26 protein-coding genes are annotated in these 25868 nt (G+C 64.1%); 12 read left to right on the plus strand and 14 right to left on the minus strand.

What is annotated here, in order from left to right; translation table 11 throughout:
- From RPF88_RS29710 to RPF88_RS29725, 4 genes are all read right to left on the minus strand, one after another.
- A complete protein-coding gene (locus RPF88_RS29710) occupies positions 1-663 on the minus strand; it encodes an aminotransferase class IV family protein (protein WP_127368891.1) in 663 nt (220 codons plus the stop codon).
- A complete protein-coding gene (locus tag RPF88_RS29715) occupies positions 612-1757 on the minus strand; it encodes an aminodeoxychorismate synthase component I (RefSeq protein WP_024502728.1) in 1146 nt (381 codons plus the stop codon). Before RPF88_RS29715 ends, RPF88_RS29710 begins: the two co-directional genes overlap by 52 nt.
- A 182-nt stretch (positions 1758-1939) precedes the next feature.
- Positions 1940-2680, minus strand: coding sequence for a proton-conducting membrane transporter (locus RPF88_RS29720; protein ID WP_337123714.1), 741 nt, complete (start codon positions 2678-2680; stop codon positions 1940-1942).
- 361 nt (positions 2681-3041) lie between these two features.
- Positions 3042-4874: a M3 family oligoendopeptidase gene (locus RPF88_RS29725; protein ID WP_337123923.1), complete on the minus strand. Its 1833-nt coding sequence runs from the start codon at positions 4872-4874 to the stop codon at positions 3042-3044.
- Positions 4875-5049: 175 nt separating this feature from the next.
- Here RPF88_RS29725 and RPF88_RS29730 point away from each other — a divergent pair, with 175 nt between their 5' ends.
- From RPF88_RS29730 to RPF88_RS29740, 3 genes are all read left to right on the plus strand, one after another.
- The gene (locus tag RPF88_RS29730) at positions 5050-6585 is read left to right on the plus strand and encodes a sigma-54-dependent transcriptional regulator (RefSeq protein WP_127367010.1); all 1536 of its coding nucleotides are present in this window, start codon (positions 5050-5052) and stop codon (positions 6583-6585) included.
- A 409-nt stretch (positions 6586-6994) separates the two neighbouring features.
- A complete protein-coding gene (locus tag RPF88_RS29735) occupies positions 6995-8821 on the plus strand; it encodes a DUF882 domain-containing protein (protein ID WP_013529738.1) in 1827 nt (608 codons plus the stop codon).
- Positions 8822-8997: 176 nt separating this feature from the next.
- Positions 8998-9189 (plus strand): hypothetical protein, encoded by a 192-nt coding sequence (locus RPF88_RS29740; protein WP_013529739.1) that lies wholly within the window; start codon positions 8998-9000, stop codon positions 9187-9189.
- 87 nt (positions 9190-9276) lie between these two features.
- Here the strand turns inward: RPF88_RS29740 and RPF88_RS29745 are convergent, their stop codons facing one another.
- Complete coding sequence (locus RPF88_RS29745; protein WP_063173036.1) at positions 9277-9915, minus strand: 2-dehydro-3-deoxy-phosphogluconate aldolase; 639 nt, start codon at positions 9913-9915, stop codon at positions 9277-9279.
- Positions 9916-10226: 311 nt separating this feature from the next.
- Between RPF88_RS29745 and trhO the strand changes: the two genes are divergently transcribed.
- The 3 genes from trhO to RPF88_RS29760 all read left to right on the plus strand — a co-directional run bounded on the left by trhO (position 10227) and on the right by RPF88_RS29760 (position 13013).
- Positions 10227-11147, plus strand: coding sequence for an oxygen-dependent tRNA uridine(34) hydroxylase TrhO (trhO, locus tag RPF88_RS29750; RefSeq protein ID WP_013529741.1), 921 nt, complete (start codon positions 10227-10229; stop codon positions 11145-11147).
- Between the two features lie 115 nt (positions 11148-11262).
- Positions 11263-12000, plus strand: coding sequence for a tellurite resistance TerB family protein (locus tag RPF88_RS29755; RefSeq protein WP_013529742.1), 738 nt, complete (start codon positions 11263-11265; stop codon positions 11998-12000).
- A gap of 257 nt (positions 12001-12257) precedes the next feature.
- On the plus strand, positions 12258-13013 hold the full coding sequence (locus RPF88_RS29760; protein WP_064995626.1) for an SDR family oxidoreductase: 756 nt from the start codon (positions 12258-12260) through the stop codon (positions 13011-13013).
- Here the strand turns inward: RPF88_RS29760 and RPF88_RS29765 are convergent, their stop codons facing one another.
- Complete coding sequence (locus tag RPF88_RS29765; protein ID WP_013529744.1) at positions 13014-13388, minus strand: YciI family protein; 375 nt, start codon at positions 13386-13388, stop codon at positions 13014-13016.
- 152 nt (positions 13389-13540) lie between these two features.
- Positions 13541-14725, minus strand: coding sequence for a pyridoxal phosphate-dependent aminotransferase (locus RPF88_RS29770; RefSeq protein ID WP_337123719.1), 1185 nt, complete (start codon positions 14723-14725; stop codon positions 13541-13543).
- A gap of 83 nt (positions 14726-14808) precedes the next feature.
- On the opposite strand from RPF88_RS29770, the gene RPF88_RS29775 reads away from it, so the two are divergent.
- The 4 genes from RPF88_RS29775 to denD all read left to right on the plus strand — a co-directional run bounded on the left by RPF88_RS29775 (position 14809) and on the right by denD (position 17770).
- On the plus strand, positions 14809-15495 hold the full coding sequence (locus RPF88_RS29775) for a GNAT family N-acetyltransferase (RefSeq protein WP_013529746.1): 687 nt from the start codon (positions 14809-14811) through the stop codon (positions 15493-15495).
- Between the two features lie 10 nt (positions 15496-15505).
- Positions 15506-16474: a cation diffusion facilitator family transporter gene (locus RPF88_RS29780; RefSeq protein WP_063168938.1), complete on the plus strand. Its 969-nt coding sequence runs from the start codon at positions 15506-15508 to the stop codon at positions 16472-16474.
- 89 nt (positions 16475-16563) lie between these two features.
- Positions 16564-16776, plus strand: coding sequence for a hypothetical protein (locus RPF88_RS29785; RefSeq protein ID WP_013529748.1), 213 nt, complete (start codon positions 16564-16566; stop codon positions 16774-16776).
- Positions 16777-16792: 16 nt separating this feature from the next.
- Complete coding sequence (denD, locus tag RPF88_RS29790) at positions 16793-17770, plus strand: D-erythronate dehydrogenase (RefSeq protein ID WP_024502716.1); 978 nt, start codon at positions 16793-16795, stop codon at positions 17768-17770.
- Positions 17771-17795: 25 nt separating this feature from the next.
- On the opposite strand, the gene RPF88_RS29795 is transcribed toward denD, so the two are convergent.
- The 4 genes from RPF88_RS29795 to RPF88_RS29810 form a co-directional block, all read right to left on the minus strand.
- Positions 17796-18989: a nickel/cobalt transporter gene (locus tag RPF88_RS29795; protein ID WP_063173033.1), complete on the minus strand. Its 1194-nt coding sequence runs from the start codon at positions 18987-18989 to the stop codon at positions 17796-17798.
- A complete protein-coding gene (locus tag RPF88_RS29800; RefSeq protein ID WP_027161413.1) occupies positions 18986-19654 on the minus strand; it encodes a DUF1007 family protein in 669 nt (222 codons plus the stop codon). Before RPF88_RS29800 ends, RPF88_RS29795 begins: the two co-directional genes overlap by 4 nt.
- Positions 19655-19743: 89 nt before the next feature.
- Entirely contained in the window at positions 19744-20643 is a 900-nt protein-coding gene (locus RPF88_RS29805; RefSeq protein WP_024502714.1) for a LysR family transcriptional regulator, read from the minus strand.
- A gap of 2 nt (positions 20644-20645) precedes the next feature.
- A complete protein-coding gene (locus RPF88_RS29810; protein ID WP_027161414.1) occupies positions 20646-21842 on the minus strand; it encodes an amidase in 1197 nt (398 codons plus the stop codon).
- Positions 21843-22382: 540 nt separating this feature from the next.
- Between RPF88_RS29810 and odc2 the strand changes: the two genes are divergently transcribed.
- Positions 22383-23516 carry an ornithine/lysine decarboxylase gene (odc2, locus tag RPF88_RS29815; RefSeq protein ID WP_024502712.1) on the plus strand — a complete coding sequence of 378 codons (1134 nt, stop codon included), beginning with the start codon at positions 22383-22385 and terminating at the stop codon, positions 23514-23516.
- Positions 23517-23669: 153 nt separating this feature from the next.
- Positions 23670-24239, plus strand: coding sequence for a GNAT family N-acetyltransferase (locus RPF88_RS29820; RefSeq protein ID WP_337123722.1), 570 nt, complete (start codon positions 23670-23672; stop codon positions 24237-24239).
- A gap of 95 nt (positions 24240-24334) precedes the next feature.
- On the opposite strand, the gene RPF88_RS29825 is transcribed toward RPF88_RS29820, so the two are convergent.
- The 3 genes from RPF88_RS29825 to RPF88_RS29835 form a co-directional block, all read right to left on the minus strand.
- Positions 24335-24619, minus strand: a complete 285-nt coding sequence (locus RPF88_RS29825; protein ID WP_013529756.1) for an SCP2 sterol-binding domain-containing protein — start codon at positions 24617-24619, stop codon at positions 24335-24337.
- A 197-nt stretch (positions 24620-24816) separates the two neighbouring features.
- The gene (locus RPF88_RS29830) at positions 24817-25332 is read right to left on the minus strand and encodes a hypothetical protein (protein ID WP_013529757.1); all 516 of its coding nucleotides are present in this window, start codon (positions 25330-25332) and stop codon (positions 24817-24819) included.
- Positions 25333-25429: 97 nt separating this feature from the next.
- On the minus strand, positions 25430-25855 hold the full coding sequence (locus RPF88_RS29835) for a hypothetical protein (RefSeq protein WP_013529758.1): 426 nt from the start codon (positions 25853-25855) through the stop codon (positions 25430-25432).
- Between the last annotated feature and the right edge of the window lie 13 nt (positions 25856-25868).

Raw genomic sequence — 25868 nt, forward strand, 5'->3', positions numbered from 1 at the left:
TCAGGTCAGTCTTGCCGGGATCAGTCCGCGCAGCGAATTGCCGACGAACAGGGACTTGGCGGATTTCAGATCGTCCAAGCTGTAGATCGCTTCGCGGGCGCGGCCTTCATCCAGAAGCTGCGCGCGCAATACGCCAGGCAGCAGGCCGCAATCGAGCCGGGGCGTCGCCAGCACGCCGTCGCCGAGATCGGCAAAGACATTGGTGATCGTGCCTTCACAGATCTCGCCACGCTCGTTGGCCATAAGCACCTCGTCGGCCTGCGTGATGAGGTGTTCGGCACGGGCACGCGTGTAAAGCTGTCGCCGGCTGGTCTTGTGGCGCAGCAGCGTGTCGTTCGAATCGAGCCTCGTCCGCGCCAGCCGCAGCATCCAGACCTTGTCGGCGGCGAGCGGTTCATAAGGCTGCGCAGAGGCCGTCACCTCGCCATCGTGCGACAGGACGAGGCGCGTGCGCATGGCAACGCCGGAACCGCCGACCGCGCTGCTCAGCGCCTCGCCGACCGTGCCTGGATCACAGCGGAAGCCGAGTTCCGCCGCCGAGCCATAGAGGCGCGCAAGATGACGATCGAAGCGCAGGAAGCCCGAGCCGGGTTCCCAGCGCATGGTCTCGATCAACTGAAAGTCGGCGGTGTTCCCGTCGCGAAGCGCGCTTTCAGCAGACACTCCTGATACTCCTCCTGCGCCGTCGAATCGAAGACGACGCCGCCTCCGACATTGTAGACGGCCTCGCCGCCCGAAAAGAGCGAGATGGTGCGGATCGCCACGGAAAAGCGCATCGGGCCGCCGGGCGCGATCCAGCCTATGGCGCCGCAATAGGCATCGCGGGGCGTGCCTTCCAGGTCGCGCAGGATCTCCATGGCACGGATCTTAGGCGCGCCGGTGATCGAACCGCAAGGAAACAGCGCCGCAAAGATCTGGCGGATAGAGAGACCCGGCAGCAATTTGGCCCTGACGTCGCTCACCATCTGATGCACGGTCGGGTAAGTCTCGATGCGGAACAGCGCCGGCACGTCCAGCGTGCCCACCTCGCTGATCAGCGAGATATCGTTGCGCAGGAGATCGACGATCATCCGGTTTTCGGCCTGGTTTTTCTCGTCATTGCGCAGGAAGATCTTCTGCCGTTCGTCTTCGGCTTTGGTGGCGCCGCGCGGCGCCGTTCCCTTCATCGGATGCGTCTCGATCATGCCCTCGGCGTCGATCTCGAAGAACAGTTCAGGCGAGCGCGACAGCACGATGGGTTCACCGAGCGCGATCAGCGCGCCATATTTCACCGGCTGACGTTCAGTCAACGCATCGAAGGCGGCCAGCGGCTCGCCTGACCATTGCGCATGCACGGGAAAGGTCAGATTGCCCTGGTAGCAATCACCTTGCCGGATGTGCTGGTGCAGCCGCGAGAAGCGTTTTTCATAATCCTCGGGCGACCACGTCGCACGGGCGTCGAAGATCGGGCCATTGGTCGCCGCCGTATTGCGCGGCGGCACCGCCTGTTCGACCGGGGCATCGAAAACCCCGAGGCACACGAGTGGAGCGCGGCGTCCGTTCGGCAGCAGGGGAACGAGCTTGGGTTCGAGCAGGTAGCCCGCCTCATACGAGAAATAGCCGGCAAGCCATTTGCCTGCATCATGCGCGGCTTGTGCTGCTTCCAGAGCCGGCCCGAAATCGCCTGCATCGTGCGCCACGATGATATCGGCCGGCCGGTCGAAAACGAGCTGGCGCGCGCTTTTGTCATTGCGAAAAATTGCGGCGGGCAGGGACATGGGCACCGAATGCTGCGGTCAATGAAGCCATCAACCGCTCTATATGGGGTGCCGCCCGCGCGCAATCGAGGGAACGGCACGCTGCCTCTTAAAGCCGACCTTTGGGCCAACTCAGGAACCAAGAGCAAACGGCGACGCCGATATGGCGCCGCCGCTTGCAATCTTCAGGTCGTGCCTGGCGATCAGCTGTTGCTGGAGGTTCCGGCTGTTGGAAACTGCTTGGCGAATTCCTTCTCGTTGCCGGCGGCGAGCAGCTTGGCCTGCTCGATCCAGCGTTCGCGCGCGATGCGGCCATCGAAATTCATGACGTCCTCGATCCGTTTGATATCGGCCGCTGTCCAGGACGCGATCTGGGCGAAGCTGGTGACGCCTTGTGCCTTGAGCAGTTTCTCATTGACCGGACCGATACCGATCAGCCGACGCAGATTGTCGGGCTTTCCGGATGCTGGTTTGGCTGTTGCAGGCTTGACTGTTGCAGGCTTGCTCGTTGCGGATTTGGCTGGAGCCGAGGTTTTGGTGGCGGCGGGTTTCGCCGCCGGCTTGGCAGGGACCGCCTTGGCAGAGACCGCTTTCGCAGCGGCCGGTTTGGCCGTCGCGGGCTTTGTGGTGGCGGATTTGGCCGTCGCGGGGGTCGACATCAGGGCCGCCGGCGCCTGGCTTGCCGGTTTTGCCGCGCTGCTTCCGGCGGCAGGTGCGGCCGACGCTTCGCGCAGCCGGCGCTCAAGGTCGGCGCGGGTCTTGCCGCATGCATCGAGTTCGCCGGTCAGGCGGTCGCTGTCGGTGCGCAGCCTGTCGCGTTCGCTGCGTGTACGGTCGAGATCGCCGCGCAAGCTGTCGAGTTCACCGCGCAGGCGCCCCCAAAGGAACCAGCCGACCAATACGCCTATCAGGAACGCCAGGACCACGTAGAAAAAAGTGCCCATTGTCTCTCTCCAGTCAGATCCGTCTGCCGTGGGTCATGATCTTCGGCGAAGGACTACTCTTGGTGGTTCCGCGGTAAGCAGAACAGCCGGCTTCGGTTCGAGCTGTCGGCGATCGGCTTTGCTTGCCCATGGCCAACGGCCGTTGTCGCGTTCGCCTGAGCGCCACGGCCGGCTGAGATTTCTCCTCGCCGATCCGCATGCGCTCCGGCTGAGCTTGGAGCGAAGGCTATCATAGAGCTTGTGGAAAGCTATCGGAAAACTTCGGTGGAGAGTACTTCAAGAACAGATATTTAGGGCGATAGTAGAGCTGTCCCAACATGCATTCCGGCTAAACTGTTAGAGCGACGCCTGGGGGCGCATTTCAAGTGTCGAGCGCTTCCAGCTCGTCGATCAGGCCACCGATGACGCCAAGTCCGATCTGCCAGAAGGCGGGATCGGTGGCGTCGAGCCCGAAGGGCGCCAGAAGCTCGGAATGATGTTTGGTGCCGCCGGCGCGCAGCATTTCGAAATACTTGTCCTGAAAGCCGCGCTCGGCGTTCTGGTAGACCGCGTAAAGCGAGTTCACCAGGCAGTCGCCGAAAGCATAGGCATAGACATAAAAGGGCGAATGGATGAAGTGCGGGATGTAGGTCCAGAACACCTCGTAGCCTTCGCGCAGCTTGATGGCGGGACCCAGACTTTCGGCCTGCACTTCGAGCCAGAACTGACCGAGCCTGTCGGAGGTCAGTTCGCCGTTCTTGCGTTCGGCATGCACCTTGCGCTCGAATTCATAGAAGGCGATCTGGCGCACGACCGTGTTGATCATGTCCTCGACCTTCTGGGCGAGCATGGCCTTGCGCTCGCGCCGGTCGGTGGTCTGGTCGAGCAGCGAGCGGAAGGTCAGCATCTCGCCGAAGACCGATGCCGTCTCGGCCAGCGTCAGCGGCGTCGAGGCCATCAGCGCACCCTGGCCGCCGGCCAGCACCTGATGCACGCCATGGCCAAGCTCGTGCGCCAGCGTCATCACATCGCGCGGCTTGCCCATGTAGTTGAGCAGGACATAGGGATGCGCCGACGGTACGGTCGGATGCGCGAAGGCGCCAGGCGACTTGCCGGGCCGCACCGGCGCGTCGATCCAGTTGCGGTCGAAGAAGGTTCGCGCGATCTCGGCCATGTCGGGCGAAAAGCGCTGATAGGCGGACAGCACGGTGTTCCTGGCCTCGTCCCAGCCGATGATCGCCTGGGGCGTATCCGGCAACGGCGCGTTGCGGTCCCAATGGTTCATCACCTCCATGCCCAGCCAGCGTGCCTTCATCGCGTAGTAGCGGTGCGAGAGGCGCGGATAGGCATCGCGAACGGCGGAGGCCAAGGCGTCCACCACACTGCGCTCGACGCGGTTGGCCAGATGGCGTGAATCGGCGATATCCTCGAAGCCACGCCAGCGGTCGGATATCTCCTTGTCCTTGGCCAGCGTGTTGGTGATCAGCGTGAAGGTGCGCAAGTTCTTGCGGAAGGTCGTGGCCAGCGCCTCGGACGCCCGGCGGCGCACCTCGCCGTCGGCGTCCTGCAGACGGTTCAGCGCCGGCTCCAACGTCAGTTCCTCGCCGTCGATGTGGAAGCGAAGGTCGGTCATCGTCTCGTCGAACAGGCGGTTCCAGGCGCCGCGTCCGGTGATCGACTTTTCGTGGAAGAGCTGCTCGACGCGGTCCTCGAGCTGGTAAGGCTTGTCCTTGCGCAGATCGAGCACCCATGGCCGATAGTGGCCGAAGGCGGGATCGCCGGCGAGCGCGCCTTCGATCGACGCATCGTCGATCAGGTTGAGTTCGAGCGCGAAGAACAGAAGGTGCGCGCTGGCGTCGGTCATCTTCTCCTGGATGTCGCCATAGAGCTTGGCGCGCTGGGGATCGGCGGTGTTTCCGGCATAAACCAGTCCCGCATAGGAGACGATGCGGCCGATCAGTTCCTCCAGCGCCTCGTAGGCGACAAGCGCCTCGCCCAGCCTGCCGGCGCCGCCGCGCTCGGCTTCGGCGGCCAGCGTACCCTTCCAGCGGCTCTCGAAACTGGTCGCATCGGTGGCGGCCTTGGCGATGTCGCGCTTCAGCTCCGGCGCGTCCATGCCGGCATAGAGGTCGGCAAGGTTCCATTCCGGCAAGTCGCCCAGCTCGGCCGCGCCTTGACCCGACGCCGGCGCCGCCAGCCGCCGTGCGGAAATCATGTGGCCAGAATCCCTATGCATTGCCGACACCTTCCGTGGCCAAGGTTCAAGGAGAAACCAGAAGCCGGTCAAATCCTAAGGAATTCATTCACCGGGTTTTTTGAAACCTTATTTAGAACCCTGTGCCAAGATGGTCCACAGGGCAGAATTCCTCGGGCGGGCAGTCACACCAGTCATGACAGGTTCCATACTCATAGTCGATGACGATCCGGTGCAACGCCGGCTGCTCGAAGCGGCGGTGACGCGGTTCGGCTACAGCGCAATCGTGGTCGACGGCGGCGCGGCCGCTCTCGACATCCTCGATGGGCCCGGCGCCCGCGAGGTGTCGGTGGTCATCCTCGATCTGGTCATGCCCGGTCTCGACGGTATCGGCGTGCTGAAGGCAATGCGCGAGCGCGACATCAACGTGCCGGCGATCGTGCAAACCGCGCAGGGCGGAATCGAGACCGTGGTTTCGGCGATGCGTCATGGCGCCTTCGATTTCGTCGTCAAGCCGGCGTCTCCCGACAGGCTGCAGGCATCGATCGGCAATGCGCTCAAGGTCGAGGCCGTCGAGGGCGAGGTCAAGCGCACATCGCGCCGGCGCGGCGGCCTCCTGACCTTCAAGGACATGATCACGCACAGCCCGGCCATGGACAGGGTGATCCGTCTTGGCCAGAAAGCGGCGGCATCCAACATCCCGATCCTGATCGAGGGCGAGTCCGGCGTCGGCAAGGAACTGGTGGCGCGTGCCATCCAGGGCAGTGGCGACCGCCGCACGAAGCCCTTCGTCACCGTCAATTGCGGCGCCATTCCAGACAATCTGGTCGAATCGATCCTGTTCGGTCACGAGAAGGGCTCGTTCACCGGGGCCACCGACAAGCACACCGGCAAGTTCGTCGAAGCGCATTCGGGCACGCTGTTTCTCGACGAGATCGGCGACCTGCCGCTCGACGTGCAGGTCAAGCTGTTGCGCGCGGTCCAGGACGGCGAGGTCGACCCTGTCGGTGGGCGCTCGACCGTCAGGGTCGACATCAGGCTGATTTCGGCGACGCACCGCAACCTCCTGCAGCAGGTCAAGGACGGCAAGTTCCGCGAGGATCTGTTCTACCGGCTGAACGTCTATCCGATCTTCGTGCCGCCGCTGCGCGACCGCCGCGACGACATCCCATATCTGGTCACCCATTTCATGGAGAAGGTCGCGCCGGCCGACCCGCACCGTCGCCTGCAAGGTATTTCGGCGGCAGCGCTCGCGGTGCTGCAGGCCTATGACTGGCCCGGAAACATCCGGCAGCTCGAAAACGCCGTCTTTCGCGCTTCGGTGCTTTGCGAAGGCGATGTGCTTGCCGCCGAGGACTTCCCGCAGATCCGGGCGCAAGTGGAAGGCACCGTCAACCTCGATGTGGATGGCGACGCGCCGTCGCCGTCCTTGCCTTTGCAGGCGCGCGATGACGAAGCCTTGCCCGGCGAGGGCGGCCCGGCAATCGCGTTCGATCCGCCGGCAAGGCTGCAGCCTCGCTTCGGCACGTTGCGGGCGCTCGACGAGCGCGGCAATGTGCGGGCACTTGCCGATGTCGAACTCGAGATGATCAAGCTTGCCATCGATCACTACAACGGACAGATGAGCGAAGTCGCCCGCCGACTCGGCATCGGCCGCTCGACGCTCTATCGCAAGCTCAAGGAACACGGCATCGATCCGGAGACAGGCCGCGTCGATCGACTAGCCTCCTAAGGGCGATGCCGGGCTGAGCTTTGGCCCGGCTTCCGGCTTTGCCACAAGGCCGGCGCCAGCTTGCAATGCCACAACGGGCCTTGTATCGCCGTTTCGGCGGCATTGTGGCTGTCCCGTGGACAGCTCTGTTCACGCATTAAGGCTAACGGTAACAGATCGTGTTTGGGGCGAAGGCGAAAATCCGATCTAAACCAGCGGTTTACCAAGAAACCTTGTGAACAATTTTTGACGGGATATCGCCACGGTGTTACCGCATTTCGGCTTCAATAAGCGATGATTAACCATTAGGATCGATATTCGGGTGTGCTAATGCCACATCCGTTTGGACAAATCCGGGGACAAACGGCAGCCTGCAAGGCCTTTTGATTTGAACAGAATCGAACGACACACAAACAGGCGGCACCATCATTTGAGCGTCTGGCCGAAGTGGCTGGCAGTGTTGGTTGTCGCTTTTGGTTTTGTTGCCGCGGCTGCGAGCGGAGCCAGCGCCGAAACACGGTCGCTGAAGCTGTATCATCTCCACACCCACGAGAAGGCCGAGATCGTCTACAAGCGCAACGGCCGCTACGTTCCCGAGGGTCTCCGCAAGATCAACATCATTTTGCGCGACTGGCGTCGCAACGAGCCGACCAAGATGGATCCGCGCCTGCTGGATCTCGTCTGGGAGGCGTATCGGGAAGCAGGTGCCACGGACTACATCCAGGTCGTGTGCGGCTATCGCTCGCCGTCGACGAACTCGATGCTGCGCAGCCGCAGCAGGGGCGTGGCCGAGAAGAGCCAGCACATGCTCGGCAAGGCGATGGATTTCTATATTCCCGGCGTGCCGCTGAAGAAGCTGCGCAACATCGGCCTCAAGATGCAGGGCGGCGGCGTCGGCTACTATCCGTCATCCGGTTCGCCGTTCGTCCACATGGATGTCGGCAATGTGCGCCATTGGCCCGGTATCAGCCGCCAGGAACTGGTCTCCCTGTTCCCCAATGGCAAGACGCTGCATGTGCCGAGCGACGGCAGGCCGCTGCCCGGTTTTGAGCAGGCGCTCGCCTCCTACAAGGCGCGCAAGGGTTCAGGCTCGCCGGCCATCGAGATGGCCAGTGCCGGCGGCAGCAGCAAGAAATCGGGTGGATTCCTGTCGGCTTTCTTCGGTGGCGGCGGCGACGACGAGGCCGACGACAGCGCCGATGTCGAGACCGCTTCGGCCGCCCCCCCGCCCAAGGCGAGAAACCTGAAGCCGGCAGCGGCGGCCAAGACCAGCAACCTCCCGGGCATCGCCATCGTGGCGCCGGAGAATGCGCGGCGCGCCGAGATTCCGCAGGTGACCGAACAGCAGGCTCCGGAGCCTGAACAGGACACGCCGGAGACGATCATCGCGGCATTGCCGGCCCGAAGCATTCCGCTGCCGGATTTCGCACCGCGGCCGAAAGCCGATGTCGGCGCGCAGCAGCCTGAGAATGTTCCCTTTGCGATGGCGGAGGCGACAGCCACCACCGAGCAGGCCGTGGCGACCGCGCATGCGCCGGCGAGCGTTCCTTTCGGCATGGCCGATGCAACGGCTTCGGCTGATGCGACCCAGGTCGCGGTCAACAACATACCGTTGCCGACATGGCGTCCCGACAATTCGCTGCCGGCCGCTCTGGCTGCGCCGCCCAGCAAGGATGTGCTGATGGCGCTGGCCGAGACGGCCGACCAAGGCAAGACCGCGACCGATGCGTTCTCGGTGCTGCCGACGGCACGGCCCGAGATGGCCAGGCCGGACGCGGTCAAGGCCGTGCTCGACGAGGCCAATGCCCAGGTCGGTGCGGCCGATTACCAGCTTGCTTCCTTGTCCGGGTCCGAGCCGCGTTCGGCGTTCAACGATCCGGGCACCAACGCCGCATCGCCGCGCGATGCTGTCGTAGCCCGCCCAGTCGGTTCCGATCCGGCCGCCGCGATCGGCGCCGGCGTCAAGACGACGCGCAAGGAATCGAGAGCCACCGCCCGCGACCTGAAGCCAGGCCCCAAGGCCATGGTGGTTGCAGCCGCACCGCAGGCCGCCCGTTGGGCCTTGACCAGCGGCGAGCAGGTCGCCACCGTTTCAAGCGCGACGACGGCGCCGGGTTACGCCTACAGCATCGTGCACACGCCGCCGAGCGAGGTCTACACCGCTGGCTTCCAGCCGAGCAGCCAGGTGGCCGATGCCAATCGCTTCACCGGCAACGCCGTCAAGTTCATGTCGGTAGCCCGCTTCCAGACCAAATGACGGCAAACCAATCGACAAAGCCGCGCCGGGCAACCAGCGCGGCTTTTTGCTGCGTGGCCGGATCCGGTCGCGCGGCCCGCCGGCTTCCGATCACACCGGCCTGACATTGCCGTGATCGTGGAACGCCTCGGGCCGTCAACGGTTTCTCCCTCGTTCGTTCAAACCCGGGGATACCCATGAAGAAGATTCTACTGGCATCGGTCATCGCGTTGGCAACCGCTTCGGCGGCCATCGCCCCTACGCAGGCCGAAACCATTGTCGTCAAGACCCACGATCACATGCACATGAAGAAGCACTGCCGGACCAAGGTTGTCACGACCTGGAAGCATCATCATAGGGTGGTCAGGGAAGTCAGGGTCTGCAACTGATCCAGCCAAGGCAGGCCTGGAAAAAACATCCGGCGGAAACCCGGTCGACGCAAGTCGGCCGGGTTTTTCCATGCCGCCATGAAAGCCTTATTTTGTGAGCTTGCTCGCCGCGCGCGCCAAGGCTTCGATCTCGTCCCATTTGCCGGCCTTGACGAGGTCGTCGGGCGCCACCCAGGAGCCGCCGACGCAGACCACGTTGGGCAGGCTGAGATAGTCAGCTGCGTTCTTGGCCGAGATGCCGCCGGTCGGGCAGAATTTCACATCGGCGAGCGGCGAGGCGAAGGCCTTCAGCGAAGCGATGCCGCCCGACTGCTCGGCCGGGAAGAATTTCAGGAAGCGCAGGCCGGCTTCGCGCGCGGCCATGATCTCGCCGGGCGTGATCGCACCGGGCAGCAGCGGAACATCGCTGGCGGCGGCTGCCGACAGAAGCTCGCGGGTGATGCCGGGGCTGACGATGAAGCGCGAGCCCGCGGCGGCCGCCTCTTCGAACTGCCTGGCATCAAGAATGGTGCCGGCGCCGACGATGGCTTCCTCGACTTCACCAGCGACCCGCCGGATCGCTTCCAGCGCGTCGGCGGTCCTCAGCGTGATCTCGATCGCAGGCAGGCCGCCGCGCGCCAGAGCGCGGGCCAGCGGCACGGCATTGGCGACATCGGAGATCTTCAGCACCGGGATGACGGGCTGGCCGTTGAGGAGCGACAGAAGTTTTTCGGTCTTGCTGGGCATGTGTCTCTCCGTGGCGTGGGACAATTCAACCGATTAGCAGAAGGCCGTTTTCCTGTCCACGAAACCGGCCGTGTCGCGATGTCACGCGTCGCCCATACTCGCCAAGCCCAAGTTGACAAGGGTGGCTGCCGGCTCGATGGTGCCGACAGCTTTTGTCCGGGTGGCTTTTCAGGATAGGAATTTTTTCTTGACTCCCTGATCTCAGCTATGGTACAAATTCACCCATGGTGCAGATTTGCGCCAGTGACCCGCCGAACAGGATGCCTGCTTTGCCTTGAATCGGCTTGCTCGAGCGTCTAGTGGCTTCGGCGATGACATCACTTCCACTCCTTCGCGTCGCCGCGCTCTACCGGTTTGCCCGGCTCGACGCTTTCGAAGAACTGCGCGCGCCGCTCGCCGCATTCTGCTGCGGGCGCGGCATAAAGGGCACGCTGCTGCTGGCGCATGAAGGCATCAACGGCACCGTCGCCGGCAGCGAGACGGCAATTGCCGAACTGATCGCGTATCTCGAAGCCATCGAAGGGCTTGCCGGACTCGAGGTCAAGTACAGCGCGGCCGCGGACATGCCGTTCCATCGCATGAAGGTGCGGCTGAAGCGCGAGATCGTCACCATGGGTGTCGATGACATCGATCCTTCGAAAAGTGCCGGCACCTACGTTGCGCCGGCCGACTGGAACGCTCTGATTTCGCAGCCCGGCACTGTCATCATCGACACGCGCAACGCCTATGAGGTGTCGATCGGCACGTTCAAGGGTGCGATCGACCCGGCCACCGCAAGCTTTCGCGAGTTCCCGGCCTGGGTGGAAACGCACCGGGCGGAGCTCGAAGGCCGCAAGGTTGCGATGTTCTGCACCGGCGGCATACGCTGCGAAAAGGCGACCGCCTATGTCAAATCGCTCGGCTTCGAGGATGTCTTCCATCTCAAGGGCGGTATCCTCAAATACCTCGAAGAGGTTCCGGCTGAACAGAGCCTCTGGCAAGGCGAGTGCTTCGTCTTCGATGAGCGGGTTTCGGTGTCGCACGGCCTTGCCGAGGGCGACGCGGAACTGTGCCGCGCCTGCCGCCACCCGCTGACGCCGGGCGAGCTGACGTCGCCCAAATTCGCTGCCGGTATTTCGTGCCCGCATTGCTTCGATGCGCGTTCGGACGAGGACCGCCAGCGTTATGCCGAGCGCCAGCGCCAGGTCGAGCTTGCGCAGGCGCGGGGCAGGGGGCCGCATATCGGCTCCTGATCCAGCATCGTGCTGCTGCAAAGCGGCTGCCTGTCATTGCAATCTCAAGTTTCGGGACCTACGTCTTCGACGTTCGAAACCCGCCCGTTGGCCGGGCAAATCCTGGAGGCACTGAATGTTCGATCCCAAGAAGCTTCTCGACGATCTGCTCGGCTCGCAAATCCCCGGCACCAGCGGCACCGTTCGCGACAAGGCGGGGCAGGCCGTGCAGATGGCCAAGGACAATCCGCTGGCCGCCGGTGCGCTGGCCGCGGTGCTGCTCGGAACCGGTACTGGCCGCAACGTGACGGGCGCCGCGGTGAAGCTTGGCGGACTGGCCGCGATCGGCGGCCTCGCCTACAAGGCCTACCAGAATTACAAGGCCGGCAACGCGCCCGCGGAAGCACCGGCGGCCGGCCAACCGGAATTGCTGCCGCCGCCCAAGGATACCCCCTTCCACCCGTCGCAGGCGCCGCAAGGCGAGGACGAATTCACGCTGACCCTGGTGCGGGCGATGATCTCGGCGGCGAAGGCCGATGGCCATATCGACGATGAAGAGCGCCAGAAGATCGCCGGCAAGCTCAGCCTGGCCGGCATAGGCTCCGATGCCGAAAAGTTCCTGATGGCGGAGCTGGCAAGCCCGCTCGACCTCGACACGCTGGTGGCCGGCGCCAAGACCGATGCGCAGAAGCTCGAACTCTACACGGCGTCGCGCCTGACCATCGATCCCGACACACGCGCCGAGCGCGGTTATCTCGATCTGCTCGCCGGCCGGCTCGGCCTGCCGGACGCGCTGGTCGACCATGTCGAGGCGACGGTTTCGGCGGCCAAGGTACCGGCCAAGGCCGGGACGTCACCCAATCCGCGCTGGTAGGCCAAAACGGCACAAGGCGCACTTTCCGGGTTAACCGCTCATTAACCCAGCAAGCGCATCATTCTATCCAGTCGGATCGGCTTTTCCTCCTCCCAAGCCCGGTTCAGATCAGGGGCGGTCGCCAATGGCCGCCCTTTTTGTCGGTCCGCCGGATGGACGCGCTTGCCATCGCCGCCGTCATTTGCGATGCCTTCCTTTTCGAGCCAACCCCCCAAAATCAGTCGAGCAAGCGCAGCGCTGCCGGAGGACAATAGCCCATGACCGAGCAAAGAACCGCCATCGTCACCGGGGCCGGCACGGGCATCGGCAAGAGCGTTGCCACGGCGCTGCTCAAGGCCGGCTGGAACACGGTGTTCTGCGGACGCCGCAAATCCGTGCTGGATGCAGCCGTGGCTGAGGCCGGGTCCACCGGCGCCAAGGCCCTGGCGGTTGCCTGCGATATCAGCAAGGCAGGCGAGGTCGACGATCTGTTCGAGACCGTGGCGGCGGCCTTCGGCCGTGTCGACCTGCTCTTCAACAATGCCGGCATGGGCTACAAATCGACGCCGATCGACGAGATACCGGTCGAAGTGTGGAACGATATCGTCGGCGTCAACCTCACCGGTTCGTTCCTGTGCGCCCGTGCCGCCTTTGGCGCCATGCGCAAGCAGAAGCCGATGGGTGGCCGCATCATCAACAACGGTTCGGTGTCGGCCTATGCGCCGCGCCCAGGCTCGGTGCCCTACACGGCGACCAAGCATGCCATCACCGGACTGACCAAGACGCTGGCGCTCGACGGCCGGCCCTATGACATCGCCTGCGGCCAGATCGACATCGGCAATGCGCTGACCGATATGGCACAGCCGATGACGGTCGGTGTGCCGCAGGCCAATGGCTCGATCGCAGCCGAAGCGGTGATGGATGTTCAGCATGTCGCCAACGCCGTCGTCCACATGGCCAGCCTGCCGCTCGACGCCAACGTGCTGTTCATGACCGTGATGGCGACCAAGATGCCGTTTGTCGGGCGTGGGTAGTTATTTCCCGGCCAGCGGCACGCCGGGCTTGAACAGCAGAATGGGCCTGATCTCGTAAACGGCGGTGGGATTGACGCGGCGAAGGTCGCGGGCGATCGCGATGGCCTCGTCTCGCGTGGCGCAGTCGACGACATAGAGCCCGAGCAACTGTTCCTTGGTTTCGGCGAAAGGACCGTCGATGATCACACCGTCGCCCGGGCCGCGCAGGGTGATGGCATCCTGTGTTGCGCCCAGACGCGCGGACGGCCCCAGCGTGCCTTCCTCATGAAGCCGGGTGTTGATCTTCAGCAGGTCGGCCATAAGTGCTGCATCTTCCTGCGGCGTCAGCGCCTTGATCGCATCTTCCACGTGATAGGCAAGGATTGCGTAGAACATTTTATGTCACCTGCTTCGATCCTGATCCAGGGAGCGTAGCGGTTCCCGACACGCCCGCCCAGCCTTGGCCGTGCGTGTCCGGACAGATCATGACACCATCATGGTCGCCAGCCGCAACCATCCGGAAAGAGGCCACCGGCCCGCTTTCAAACCTACTTCGCCAGGAATGCTCCGATCCGCTCCAGCGCGCGCAAGATGTTCTCCTCGGAATTGGCGTAGGAGAGCCTGATATAGCCTTCGCCGAGAATGCCGAAATCGGGGCCGCCGATCAGCGCCACGCCGGCCTCGTCGAGCAGTGCCGAGGCGAGCTTCTTGGCCTTCCAGCCGATCTTCGAGACGTTGGGGAAGGCGTAGAACGCGCCCTTGGGCGTGATGCAGGAAATATTGGGCAGGGCATTCAGTCCCTCGACGACGATCTTCCGGCGGCGGTCGAAGGCGCGCATCATCTTGTCGACGTCGTCCTGCGGGCCGTCGATGGCGGCGATGCCGGCAAACTGGCTCGGCGCGTTGACGCAGGACCAGCAATTGACCGCCAGCTTGCGCACCTTGTCGTAGAGATGGGCGCCCTTGTCGCCATTCGGCCAGATCGACCAGCCCATGCGCCAGCCGGTCATCGCCCAGGTCTTCGACCAGCCATTGAGCACGATCAGCCGGTCGCGGATTTCGGGAAAGCCGAGCAGCGAGCAATGCGTCTCGCCATCATAGGTCATGACGTCGTAGATCTCGTCGGAGAGGATGGCGACCTGCGGATGCGCCTCCAGCCCCTTGACCAGTTTCTCGATCTCGGCGCGAGGCGTGACGCCGCCGGTCGGATTGGCGGGCGAGTTGAGGATCAGCAGCCTGGTCTTCGAGGTGATCAGCGCCAGCGTCTCCTCGGCCGAGAAGGCAAAGCCGTTTTCTTCGCGCATCGGCACGGGAATGGGTGCCGCACCCGTGAACTCGATCATCGAGCGGTAGATGGGGAAGCCGGGGTCCGGGTAGAGGATCTCGGCGCCGGGCTCGCCGAACATCAGGATCGCGGCGAACATGGTCGGCTTGCCGCCGGGCAGGATCATCACCGTTTCGGGCGATATCTCGACACCGGTGGTGGTCAGCGTGCGGCGCACCACCGCCTCGCGCGTCGCCAGCAGGCCATTGGCCGGCGTGTAGCCGTGATGGCCGTCGCGCAGCGCCTTGATCGCCGCCTCGACGATGTGCTGCGGCGTCTTGAAGTCGGGCTGGCCGATGCCGAGATTGACGATGTCGCGGCCTTGTTGGGCAAGTGCTGTGGCCCTCGCAAGCACGGCGAAGGCGTTTTCCTCGCCAAGGCGGTCGAAGGCCGAAATCGTGTGGAGCATTTTTCCCGTCCGTGTGGTTCTTGCTGTTGGGTCGCGTTTTTGTGAGCCTCAGCCCGCAAAAGTCAAACGGATTGGAGCATTCGGTGTCGGAAAATCTGAAGGATTGGCAACCGCGTCCGCGGCCCGAACGCAAGACCATCGACGGTCGATACGTCCGGCTTGAACCGCTAAGCGCTGCAAAACACGGCGACGGCCTCTATGAAGCGTCCTCCGTGTCCGATATCGACGACCGCTTCGCCTGGTTGCCCGACTATCCGCCGGAGACCCGCGCCGCCTTCCAGCCATGGCTGGACAAGGTCGAGGCCAGCGAGGATCCGCTGTTCTTCACCGTCATCGACAAGGCCAGCGGCAAGGTCGCCGGACGCCAGACGCTGATGCGCATCGATCCGGCCTACGGCGTCATCGAGATCGGCAACATCTATTGGGGACCGCTCATCTCGCGCAAGCCGGGAGCAACCGAAGCGCAGTTCCTGTTCATGAAATACATCTTCGACGGGCTCGGCTATCGCCGCTACGAATGGAAGTGCAACAACCGCAACGAGCCATCGAAGCGGGCGGCCGAGCGGTTCGGCTTCAAGTTCGAAGGCATTTTCCGCCAGCATCTCATCGTCAAGGGTGAAAACCGCGACACTGCGTGGTATTCGATCATCGACAAGGAATGGCCGGCGCTGCGCAGTGCCTATGAGGCGTGGCTCGATCCGGCCAATTTCGATGGCGACGGCCGGCAGAAGCGACGGCTCGAGGATTTTCGCGCGGAATTCGGCGCTTAGGAGTTCACTATTGGCACATACCCACGATCACACCGGGCACGGTCACGGCCCTGGTCATGTGCATGGCTCGACCGACAAGAAACGCGTTCTGATCGCAGCCTGCCTGACCGGCGGCTTCATGGTCGCCGAGGCGCTTGGCGGCATCCTCACGGGCTCGCTGGCGCTGCTGGCCGATGCCGGCCACATGCTCGCCGATTCGATCGCGCTCGGCCTTGCCTGGTATGCGTTTCATCTTGGCGGCCGGCCGGCGACCGTTCGCCTCACCTATGGCTTCGGCCGGGTCAAGACGCTGGTGGCCTATACCAACGGCATCGCCATCTTCGTCATCGCGCTGTGGATCGTCTATGAAGCCTGGGGACGCCTGCAGGCGCCGGCGCCGGTGCTTGGCGGGCCGATGCTGGTGGTGGCGATCCTCGGCCTGCTGGTGAACCTCGGCTCGTTCTTCGTGCTGCATGGCGGCGACCGCGAGAGCCTGAACATGCGCGGCGCCATCCTGCATGTGCTTGGCGACCTGCTCGGCTCGGCGGCGGCCATCGCGGCGGCGCTGGTCATCCTGGCGACCGGCTGGACGCCGATCGACCCGATCCTGTCGGTCCTGGTTTCACTGCTGATCCTCTACACGGCGTGGTCGCTGATGCGGGAGGCCGCCCATGTCCTGCTCGAGGGCGTGCCGCCAAGCCTCGACCGAGATCTGATCGCCAGGGATATCCAGACGACGATCCACGGTGTGCGCGAAGTGCACCACATGCATGTCTGGTCGCTCGACGGGACCAGCAATATGGCGACGCTGCATGCCTGTCTCGACGAGGGCGTCGATGCGCATCAGGCGGTGAGTGCCGTCAAGAAGCGGCTTGCCAGCGAGCACGGCATCAGCCATGCCACCGTGGAACCGGAATTCGGGCAATGCGCCGACGATGGCGACGAGCACGACCACGGGCACGAGCATGAAGCGGCTGCATATCACGACCACCATCACTAGGACCGGATCGATCGATGTCGATCGTCCTGCCTCAGGAGTTGCAAAACCTTGAAAACCAGCTTGACGAACGCCCATCCTCCGGACGCGGCATGATGGACCGCGACACCAGGAACGCGGTCATCGCTGCCGCGTGGATCATGCTGCTGTTCGGTATAGGCGCCTACTATCTGCCGACCGTGATGCTGGCACTCGGCAGCCTTTCCACTGTGCTGGCCGGCGCCTTTGGCATCGTCTTCGTGCTGGCGTTCTTCTCGGTGTTCTGGCTGCGCGCCCGCAACCAGCGCAAAAACCAGGGTAAATAGGCAAGGGATCTTCGACATGCGCATTCTGATCACTGGCGCCGCGGGTATGGTCGGCCGCAAGCTCATCGCCCGGCTGGCCAAGGACGGGACGCTGCGCGGGGGCAAGATCACCGCGCTCGATCTCCACGATATCGTGCCGCCACAGGCGCCGAGCCTGGATGGCGTCAGCGTCACGCTGCACACCGGCGATCTCGCCGAAGCGGGTGCCACCGAGCGCCTGGTCGCATCGCGCCCCGACGTCGTCTTTCATCTCGCCGGCATCGTATCCGGCGAGGCGGAGGCGAATTTCGAACTCGGCTACCGCGTCAATCTCGATGGCACGCGCGCCCTGTTCGATGCCATCCGGGTGGCGGGCTTTGCGCCGCGCGTCGTCTTCACCTCGTCGATCGCGGTGTTCGGCGCGCCGTTCCCGGACGTCATTCCCGATGACTTCCATCCGACGCCGCTGACCTCTTATGGTACCCAGAAGCAGATGAGCGAAGCGCTGCTGGCCGACTATTCCAGGCGCGGGTTCTTCGACGGTATCGGCATCCGGCTGCCGACCATCTGCGTGCGGCCGGGCAAGCCGAACAAGGCGGCGTCGGGCTTCTTCTCGGGCATCATCCGCGAGCCGTTGAGCGGCCATGAGGCGATCCTGCCGGTGCCGCGCTCGGTCGTGCACACGCATGCCAGCCCCCGCTCGGCGGTCAACTTCCTGATCCATGCGGCGGGGATCGACGGCAGCGCTGTCGGGCCACGCCGCAATCTGACGATGCCCGGCGTCGCCGTCACCGTCGGCGAGCAGATCGAGGCGCTGGAACGCATCGCCGGGCCGAAGGCGGTAAGCCTGATCCGCGAGGTTCCGGATGACACGATCTGGGCGATCGTCAAGGGCTGGCCGACGCGCTTCGAGGCAAAGCGGTCGCGGGAGCTCGGCTTCAGCGCCGAAAAGAGTTTTGACGAGATCATCCGCGCTCACATCGAGGATGAGCTCGGCGGCAAGATCGCGGGTTAAACTCCGACCCTCGTGGCGCCGGGCATCATCCGCCGCTCGCCAGGCTTGCCGACAGCAGCAGCAGTCCGAACAGGAACACGAAGGCGGCGCCGCCGATCTCGACGATCGAGTGGATGCGGTTGCCCATGCGGCCGTCGCCGGCGAAATAGACCGCCCAGTTCTTGGCGGTCACCGCCAGCGTCGCCAGTGCCGAAACGGTGATGGCGGTGCCCAGCGACATTGCCAGCACCGACAGCAGGCCGCCGAGCCAGAGGCCGTTGAGCAGGGCGAAGCTGAGCACGATCAGCGCGCCGGAGCAGGGGCGGATGCCGACCGCCGCCACCGCTGTCCAGGCCGTGCGCCAGTCGAAGCGGTCGCCTGACAGCAGCGCCGGATCGGGTGCGTGCGAATGGCCGCAGGTGTCGCAGACTTCGCCGGCCGCGTGATCGTGATGAGCATGATCGTGTTCGGCATGATCGTGATGATCGTGCGAAGGGCCGTGCACATGGTCATGCGCGTGTAGAGCGTGCGAATGGGCATGCGCCGAATGGCTGTGAGCTGCATGGGAATGGCCGGCATGCGAATGCGCGCCGTGCGAATGACCCCCATGAGAATGACCCGCGTGAGAATGGCCGGCATGAGCCGCCGACAGGCTGTAGGCCGGGCCCTTGCCGAACAGACGCAGGACGGAAGGACCGAGTTTGCGCCACAGCAGCCAGGCGCCGAACAGGGTGACGAAGACAAAGCTCATGATCTCCATGAACCAGGCTGCGTCCGTCATCGAGACGGAGGTGCCGCGCAGGACGAAATAGGCGACCCCCATCACCGCGACCGCGGTCAGGCCCTGCAGCAGCGCCGAGACGAAGGACAAGAGGATGCCGCGCCGCAACGCCACTTCATTGGCCACCATGTAGGACGAGATCACCGCCTTGCCGTGACCGGGGCCGGCGGCATGGAAAATACCGTAGGCGAAGGACAGGCCGACGAGTATCCAGATCTTGCTGCCGTCCTGGCGCATCGCCTTCATCGCCGTTGCCAGCGCGCGGTAGAATTCCTGCTGCCTGAGATTGATCCACATCAGGATATGGGCGAACGGGCCGGTGGTGGGCGCCATGCCGTCATTGACGCCGATGCCGAGCGAACTCTGGGCATGAGCGGCGTCGGCGAAATGCATCATGGCGACTGTGAGGGCCAACAGGCCGAATGCCAAACGCAGGGACGGTTTCGTCACCGGCTTCATCCTTCTGGCTGACAGGTCAGTTCGAGCTTGGTGGCGAAGATCTTGCTCATATCGGTGCCGGTCGGATCGTTGAAGAAGGCATCGGTGAGGGTCTTCTGGTTTTCCTTGATGGCCTCGTCGGGGTCGGGACGGACCACCTTGCTGGTGCAGTTCGAGGGCAGGCCTTCGACCGTGATGTTGGAGTCCTCGGTGAAGTCGATCGCCGTGTAGAATGTCGGATCGTAGACGCCGATATCGATCTTGCCGTTGAGCTTGATCGGCACCTTCGGTTCGGACTCGAACAGGATGATCAGCTGGTCGTTGTCGAAATTGGCCATCAGATGCGGCGGCGGCGTCATCGCCACGTCCTTGCCGTCGACGGTGACGAGCTGGAAGTAATTGAACTCCGCCAGCGAGGCATGAACGGTGTCGGCGACTTCCTTCAGCTCCTTGTCGTCGAGCTTCAGGTCGGAGTTCTTGTCGAACTCCATCATCACCGTCGAGGAAAACAGGTCGTCGAAGCGCCAGAGATGACGCAGAGCCTTCACGCTTTGGTGATCCGGGGAGAGGATCACATCGAGGCGAGCCTCGGCGAAGACGTGTGGATGCACGTAAGCCGGTCCAGTGGCGGCAAAGCTAGCCGCCAAGGCCGAAGCCAGCATGATTGCGTGCCGTTTCAGGTGCATTCTCGGTCGCGATTCCCTAGGCCTCGGAAGAGTTGCCGAGAGTTACCAGAAAGGGGGCGAAATTGGGACCGCTGCTCGGCTGAAGTGGGTCAGGCAACTTCACGCGTCCTGAACCACTGCACCAGGAAGTCGACGAAAACGCGGACCTTGGCCGGCAGATAGCGGCGGTGCGGGTAGACGGCGAAGATGCCGCCGCCCGACAGGATACGGTCATCTATCACCGACACCAGCCGGCCGCTCGCGAGGTCGGGCGCGGCAATGAAATCCGGCAGGACGGTGAATCCCAGCCCGGACACGGCCGCGGCTCTCGCCGTCATCGGGCTGTTGACCTCGATCGGACCCGACACCGAAACGCTGACCGGATCGCCATTGTCGCCCTTGAACGGCCAGTTGTTCAGTCCGCGGCCATTGGTGTCGACGATGCAAGGCATGCGGCTGAGATCCTGCGGCCGTGTCGGCGTGCCGTGCTTGGCGATCAGTTCGGGGGAGGCGCAGAGCTTTATCGAAAATGGCGCCAGACGCCTGGCGATCAGCGACGAGTTCTCCAGCCGCGAGATGCGCACCGCAAGGTCGAAGCCTTCCTCGACCAGATCGACGAAGCGGTCGTCGAGCTGGATGTCGAGCACGATGTCTGGATGCTGCTTGGCGAAGTCGATCAGCGACTGGCCGATCGGCGCGTCGGCGAAGGTGCGGGGCGCCGACAGCTTGATCCGGCCGCGCACGTCGCCGGAGGATTCGCGCACCGCGTCGGCCAGGCTGTCGACCTCGCGCACGATCTCCGAGGCGCGCCGGTAATAGGTGTGGCCGGCCTCGGTCATCGAGAACTGGCGCGTGGTGCGGTTGAGCAGCAAAGCGCCGAGTTCGTCCTCCAGCTCGCGCACATATTTCGACAGCAAGGCCTTGGAGCGGCCGATCTTGCGCGCCGCCGCGGAAAAGCCCTCGGCCTCGACCACGTCGATGAAGGCACGCATGCGCGTCAGTGTGTCCATGGTCAGGCCTTTCGTGCCGCGTCGAGAAGTTTCCGGCCGAGCCGTATCAGGGCAATGTCGCTGCCGGAAGGGCCAAGCAGCGACAGGCCGAACGGGGCGCCGGCGACCGAGCCGACGGGCAGTGTGATCTGTGGAAAACCGGACAGGCCGGCCAGGCACAGAAGCTGGAGCGCCCGTTCGCGATAGGCCTGGAACTGCTCCGGCGTGCTGTCCACGTAAGGCGCCGGACCAGGCACCGTCGGCAGGACAAGGAAGCCGTCCTTGCCGAGCAGGGCGCTCAGTTCGCCGCGAAAGGTCAGACGCCGCACCTTCTCGGCCTGCGCTGTCTTGTCGTCGACGGCGCGGCCGAAGCCGAAACGCTCCTCGACGCCGGGGCCGAGGCCGCGCTCGCCGCTGGTGATCCATTCGCCATGCACCGCCCAGGCCTCCCTGGCCTGCAGCCGGCGAAAGCACCAGTAAAGTTCATCGGGAGATGAGGAGAAGCGGATTGCCGGCGTCGCCGGCGCGCCGAAAACCGCGCCCGCCAGCCCCTTCATTCCGGCATATTCGGCCAGCGCCGGGCGGGCGACCAGCCCGTCCAGCCAATCCAGCGCCAGCGGCCGGTCCAACACGTGCTGGTGCGGATCGCGGCCGAGCAGCAGCTTGCCGACGGTCTCGTAGGTCTCGATGTCGTCGGCGAACCAGCCGAACGTGTCAAGGCTCGGCGCCAGCTTCATCGTGCCGTCGAGCGAAATGCGGCCATGCGTGGTGCGCAGCCCGATCAGTCCGCAAAAGCTCGCCGGCGCGCGGATCGAGCCGCCGGTGTCGGAACCAGTGGCGATATCGGCCAGCCTGCCCGCCACCGCCGCCGCCGACCCCGATGAGGAGCCGCCGGTGACGCGGTCGGGTGCCGCCGGGTTCACCGGAAACGAGAAATGCGCATTCTGACCGAACAGCGCGAAGGCGAGCTCGTCGGTCTGCGTCTTGCCGACGAAGCGTGCGCCGGCATCGAGGATCATCTGCACGGCGGGTGCGGTGCGCGAGGCTGCGTGGCTTTCGGCGAATTTTTGCAAATTGCCGCAACCGGTGCGGTAGCCGGCGACGTCGTATATGTCCTTGACGGCCAGCCGCAGGCCGGCCAACGGGCCGAGCTGGGCATGTGCCACGGGCATCTGGCGAAGATCGAGAAAGGCGTTGAGAGGGCCGTGCGTGCCTGTCATCGTTCGATATCCGGATACGGTTGCCGCAACATTGTTCGACGCCAGAAATTTTACAACCTGCGATACGATTTTTATTGATTGTGAAAGTCTTCGCCCTTATATCGCGCTTGCCCAAAGTCGCACGTGCCTGTGGGTGTCCGCCGATCCTCGAATGGTGAGGGAAATCGGTAAGGTAACTGGAGCCAACCCCTCCAGTCGGTCTAGCGGCCAACCGCCAGCCCGAGGACACCTTGAAGCAACGACGGTGCGGGCCTTTCTGGTGTTCTGCCGGTTGTCCAAAAACCGGGGTTACTGAAGAGGCACACCTTCATTGCCGGCAGTGCGGACGGGTCTCCCATCCAAGCCAAGGCAGACAAAGCGAACCGAGGCCGGGCAAGGCCAAGGTTCACCGCCGCGAGACGGCGCTTCATGGTTCCGGGGTCTCCACCGGCTGGTTCCATGGATTTCCGTCCCGCCTTTGTCCACCGCGAGTTCGCGAGGCCGACAGCCCGCGTCCCGCAGCCTTATTGCGCGCCGAAAGGCGCTGATGGAGAGACCCCGATGGCCACCCAGCGCATCCTTGACTTCCTCGCCACCCGACGTCCGACCGGCCCCTGCCTCGTCGTCGACCTCGATGTCGTGCGCGACAATTTCCGCGCCTTCGAGAAGGCGCTGCCCGATTCCAGGATCTACTATGCGGTGAAAGCAAACCCGGCGCCGGAAATCCTGCGCCTGCTTGCTGCGATGGGCTCGTCCTTCGACACCGCTTCCGTTGCCGAAGTCGAGATGGCGATGGACGCTGGTGCACCGGCGGACCGCATCTCCTTCGGCAACACCATCAAGAAGGAGCGTGACATCGCACGCGCCTACCAGCTCGGCATCCGCCTGTTCGCCGTCGATTGCGTCGAAGAGGTCGAGAAGATCGCCCGCGTCGCGCCCGGTGCGCGCGTGTTCTGCCGCGTGCTGACCGATGGCGAGGGCGCCGAGTGGCCGCTGTCGCGCAAGTTCGGCTGCGTGCCGGCGATGGCCGTCGACGTGCTGCGCCATGCCAAGGGGCTCGGCCTCGACGCCTATGGCGTGTCGTTCCATGTCGGCTCGCAGCAGACCGACCTGACCGCCTGGGACCGCGCGCTGGCCGACGCCAAGGTGGTGTTCGCGACGCTCGCCGAGGAAGGCATCGTCTTGAAGATGGTCAATATGGGCGGTGGTTTCCCGACGCGCTATCTGCGTGACGTGCCGGCCGCCCAGGCCTATGGCCAGGCGATCTTCTCGGCGCTGCGCAAGCATTTCGGCAATGCCATTCCGGAGACCATCATCGAGCCGGGCCGTGGCATGGTCGGCAATGCCGGCGTCATCAAGTCGGAAGTCGTGCTGATCTCGAAGAAGGCCGCCAACGACAATGTGCGCTGGGTGTTCCTCGACATCGGCAAGTTCGGCGGCCTGGCCGAGACGATGGACGAGGCGATCCGCTACCCGATCGTCACCGCGCATGACGGCACGGAGACCGCACCTTGCGTGCTCGCCGGCCCGACCTGCGATTCGGCCGACGTGATGTACGAGAAGACGCCCTATCTGCTGCCTTTGTCGCTGACCATCGGCGACGAGGTGCTGATCGAAGGCACCGGCGCCTACACGACCACCTACTCGGCGGTCGCCTTCAACGGCTTCGAGCCTCTCCGATCCTACGTGATCTGACGGCGCTTGCTCAGCGCATTTTCGAACGGCGAACCGGACACAACTTCGCCTGAAAATGCGCTGAGAGAGCCGATCAGATCATCCCAGGTGGGCGACTTTCGTCCACCCGGGCTCGCCTGTGGAACAGATCTCCGCTCGCCAGGGATTACGGAAATGGAAATGCCAGTTGAAATTGGGGGCCACGCACCGGCCTTTGTGATGGTTGCCGAAACCGCCGCCGATGTTGCGGCGCGCGAGGCGTTGCTCGATCGGGCCATGGGGCCGAAGCGCAGGAAAAAGTCGTCGGAGAAGCTGCGGCGTGGCCGGCGGCCCTCGGAAGGCCTGGTCTTCGTCGCCCGCGATGCCTCGGGCGGCGTCGCCGGCACCGTGCGGCTGTGGGATGTAAGGCTGGGCGAGGGCGGTGCGGCTGCGCTGCTGCTTGGCCCGCTTGCCGTCGATCCGTCGCTCAAGAACGCCGGCATCGGCTCGGCCCTGATGCGCCATGCCATCGCCGAGGCGGCACGTCTTGGCCATGCCGCGATCCTTCTGGTCGGCGATGCGCCCTATTACGCGCGCTTCGGCTTCTCGGCCGAGAAGACCGGTTCACTTGCCATGCCGGGACCCTATGAGCGGCACCGCCTGCTGGCGCTGGAACTGGTGGAAGGCGCGCTTGACGGCGTGCACGGCACGCTGAAGGCTGCCGGCCGCAAGCTGAAGGCGCAGGCGTTGACATCGGCGGCCTGAGATACGAAGCCGCCAGCATTTCATGCAAAAACGCCGCCCGAAAAGGCGGCGTTTTTTCGCGATTGGTGGGCGCCACCTTGGGCGCCTGCATGCCTTCAGCCGATCAGTTGGCTGAGCGCCATGGCAACGGTCATGTCGCCTTCGACCTTTATCTTGCCGGTCATGAACGCCATTGTCGGGTTCAGGTCGCCAGCGATCAGCGAATCGAGATCGTCGAGCGAGAGCTTGATGGTGCAGTCGGTGGGTGCATCGGTGTTCGAGACGGTTGCGCCGTCGATGACGATGACGCCGTCGCTGCCGGTGTCGAATTTCACGGAACGATCGAACCCGCTGCTGGCCACGCGCGACTTGATCTTCTCGGCAATCTCCTGAACGCTCACGCTGTTCTCCTTGTCTGGTTGCATCTGTCTCGCAACGGCGCTTCGATCCAGCCGAAGCCCGTGCCGCGGTTTCGCGATCACGGTCGCTGCCGCATATAGCTTTGGGTTGACGTTTACGTCAACGCGAATTCAGGCGGTTGGTTCCTGCCGTTGCGGCAGGCGAGCCTGGAGGAGGCCGGGAATGCGAGCCCGGCAACTCAGTGTTCCTTGAACGCCTTGGTCATTTCGCTCGCCGTCTCGCTTTTCTTGCGGCGCAGCCAGTTGTCGCGGATTTCGTCCTTCGACAGGAAATTGACCTGGTCGATCAGAACCTCATGCACCAAAGGCGCCCCGACACGCGTGTTGACGGTATCGCGGATGGCGGCGCGGAAGGCATCGAGATCGATCGTCGCCTTGTTGGTGAAGTCGATCTGCGGATTGGAATAGAGGTAGGAATAAACCTGGTCGGTGATCAGCGCTTCGGCGGGAATGGACAGTTTCTTGATCTGCTCGGGTTCGACCGTGTAGACAAGCTTGGTCAGGAAATAGCCGCCGATCTCGGAGTCGCGGATCAGCGGCACCGAAATGATGTCGGTCTTGACGTAGTCGAGGCCGCCCAGCATCGGCTTCGGCGTTTCGCCGACACCGCGCTCGCCGGCCGCCTGGAAAGAATAGAACACGGCGCCCAGCGTTGCGGCGCAGATCCAGACGGCGATGGCGATGACCTTGATCATCGGGCCTTGTCAGTCCCTTGGTCAGTCCCTTGCAATGGCAACGCGGCACGGCGCCGTTGCCGAGGCAGGATCTCCGATGTGTCGCCTGTGTTCGCCATCACGCCTTTATCCAGCCGAACTCGCCGGCGGAATAGGTGCCGTCGGTCTCGGCGCGCTGGATGGCGTGCCGCAGCAGGCTGGCGACTTCGTTGACCGCGCTGAGATGCGCCAGGATCGCCGCTTCGTTCTTCGCCAGCTTCTGGCGCAGCCGGGTCAGGCCCTCGCGGTGCTGCTCGAGGAATTCGGCTTCGCTGCCGCCCTTCATGGCGCGGGTCAACTCGTAGAGGTAGCGGCTCTTGCGGGCGTTCGATGCCTTGAGATCATAGTTGGTGGCGTTACGGATGCCTGCCGTCTCTTCCTCGACCACTTCCTCGATGCGGCCGATGATGGCGGCGAGATTGCCGGGCCGCGCGAACGGGATCGGCGCTTCCGACGTGGTCGTGCGTGCTGGCAGGTTGGGGGTGGATTCCGAAAAGTCGGCCATGGCGTTTCCCAGT

The organism is Mesorhizobium sp. ISC11 (genome assembly GCF_037162595.1).
GTDB lineage: Bacteria > Pseudomonadota > Alphaproteobacteria > Rhizobiales > Rhizobiaceae > Mesorhizobium > Mesorhizobium ciceri.

What these genes read in the sequence shown, in the direction of transcription:
- RPF88_RS29820 (WP_337123722.1), top strand. Translation starts at nt 23,670, where the DNA reads ATGGAAATGCCAGTTGAAATTGGGGGCCACGCACCGGCCTTTGTGATG.
- RPF88_RS29835 (WP_013529758.1), bottom strand. Translation starts at nt 25,855, where the DNA reads ATGGCCGACTTTTCGGAATCCACCCCCAACCTGCCAGCACGCACGACC.
- RPF88_RS29740 (WP_013529739.1), top strand. Translation starts at nt 8,998, where the DNA reads ATGAAGAAGATTCTACTGGCATCGGTCATCGCGTTGGCAACCGCTTCG.
- RPF88_RS29805 (WP_024502714.1), bottom strand. Translation starts at nt 20,643, where the DNA reads ATGGACACACTGACGCGCATGCGTGCCTTCATCGACGTGGTCGAGGCC.
- RPF88_RS29720 (WP_337123714.1), bottom strand. Translation starts at nt 2,680, where the DNA reads ATGGGCACTTTTTTCTACGTGGTCCTGGCGTTCCTGATAGGCGTATTG.
- RPF88_RS29785 (WP_013529748.1), top strand. Translation starts at nt 16,564, where the DNA reads ATGATGGACCGCGACACCAGGAACGCGGTCATCGCTGCCGCGTGGATC.
- RPF88_RS29760 (WP_064995626.1), top strand. Translation starts at nt 12,258, where the DNA reads ATGACCGAGCAAAGAACCGCCATCGTCACCGGGGCCGGCACGGGCATC.
- RPF88_RS29800 (WP_027161413.1), bottom strand. Translation starts at nt 19,654, where the DNA reads ATGCACCTGAAACGGCACGCAATCATGCTGGCTTCGGCCTTGGCGGCT.
- trhO (WP_013529741.1), top strand. Translation starts at nt 10,227, where the DNA reads ATGACATCACTTCCACTCCTTCGCGTCGCCGCGCTCTACCGGTTTGCC.
- RPF88_RS29725 (WP_337123923.1), bottom strand. Translation starts at nt 4,874, where the DNA reads ATGATTTCCGCACGGCGGCTGGCGGCGCCGGCGTCGGGTCAAGGCGCG.
- denD (WP_024502716.1), top strand. Translation starts at nt 16,793, where the DNA reads ATGCGCATTCTGATCACTGGCGCCGCGGGTATGGTCGGCCGCAAGCTC.
- RPF88_RS29765 (WP_013529744.1), bottom strand. Translation starts at nt 13,388, where the DNA reads ATGTTCTACGCAATCCTTGCCTATCACGTGGAAGATGCGATCAAGGCG.
- RPF88_RS29810 (WP_027161414.1), bottom strand. Translation starts at nt 21,842, where the DNA reads ATGACAGGCACGCACGGCCCTCTCAACGCCTTTCTCGATCTTCGCCAG.
- RPF88_RS29795 (WP_063173033.1), bottom strand. Translation starts at nt 18,989, where the DNA reads ATGAAGCCGGTGACGAAACCGTCCCTGCGTTTGGCATTCGGCCTGTTG.
- RPF88_RS29770 (WP_337123719.1), bottom strand. Translation starts at nt 14,725, where the DNA reads ATGCTCCACACGATTTCGGCCTTCGACCGCCTTGGCGAGGAAAACGCC.
- RPF88_RS29745 (WP_063173036.1), bottom strand. Translation starts at nt 9,915, where the DNA reads ATGCCCAGCAAGACCGAAAAACTTCTGTCGCTCCTCAACGGCCAGCCC.
- RPF88_RS29730 (WP_127367010.1), top strand. Translation starts at nt 5,050, where the DNA reads ATGACAGGTTCCATACTCATAGTCGATGACGATCCGGTGCAACGCCGG.
- odc2 (WP_024502712.1), top strand. Translation starts at nt 22,383, where the DNA reads ATGGCCACCCAGCGCATCCTTGACTTCCTCGCCACCCGACGTCCGACC.
- RPF88_RS29715 (WP_024502728.1), bottom strand. Translation starts at nt 1,757, where the DNA reads ATGTCCCTGCCCGCCGCAATTTTTCGCAATGACAAAAGCGCGCGCCAG.
- RPF88_RS29830 (WP_013529757.1), bottom strand. Translation starts at nt 25,332, where the DNA reads ATGATCAAGGTCATCGCCATCGCCGTCTGGATCTGCGCCGCAACGCTG.
- RPF88_RS29755 (WP_013529742.1), top strand. Translation starts at nt 11,263, where the DNA reads ATGTTCGATCCCAAGAAGCTTCTCGACGATCTGCTCGGCTCGCAAATC.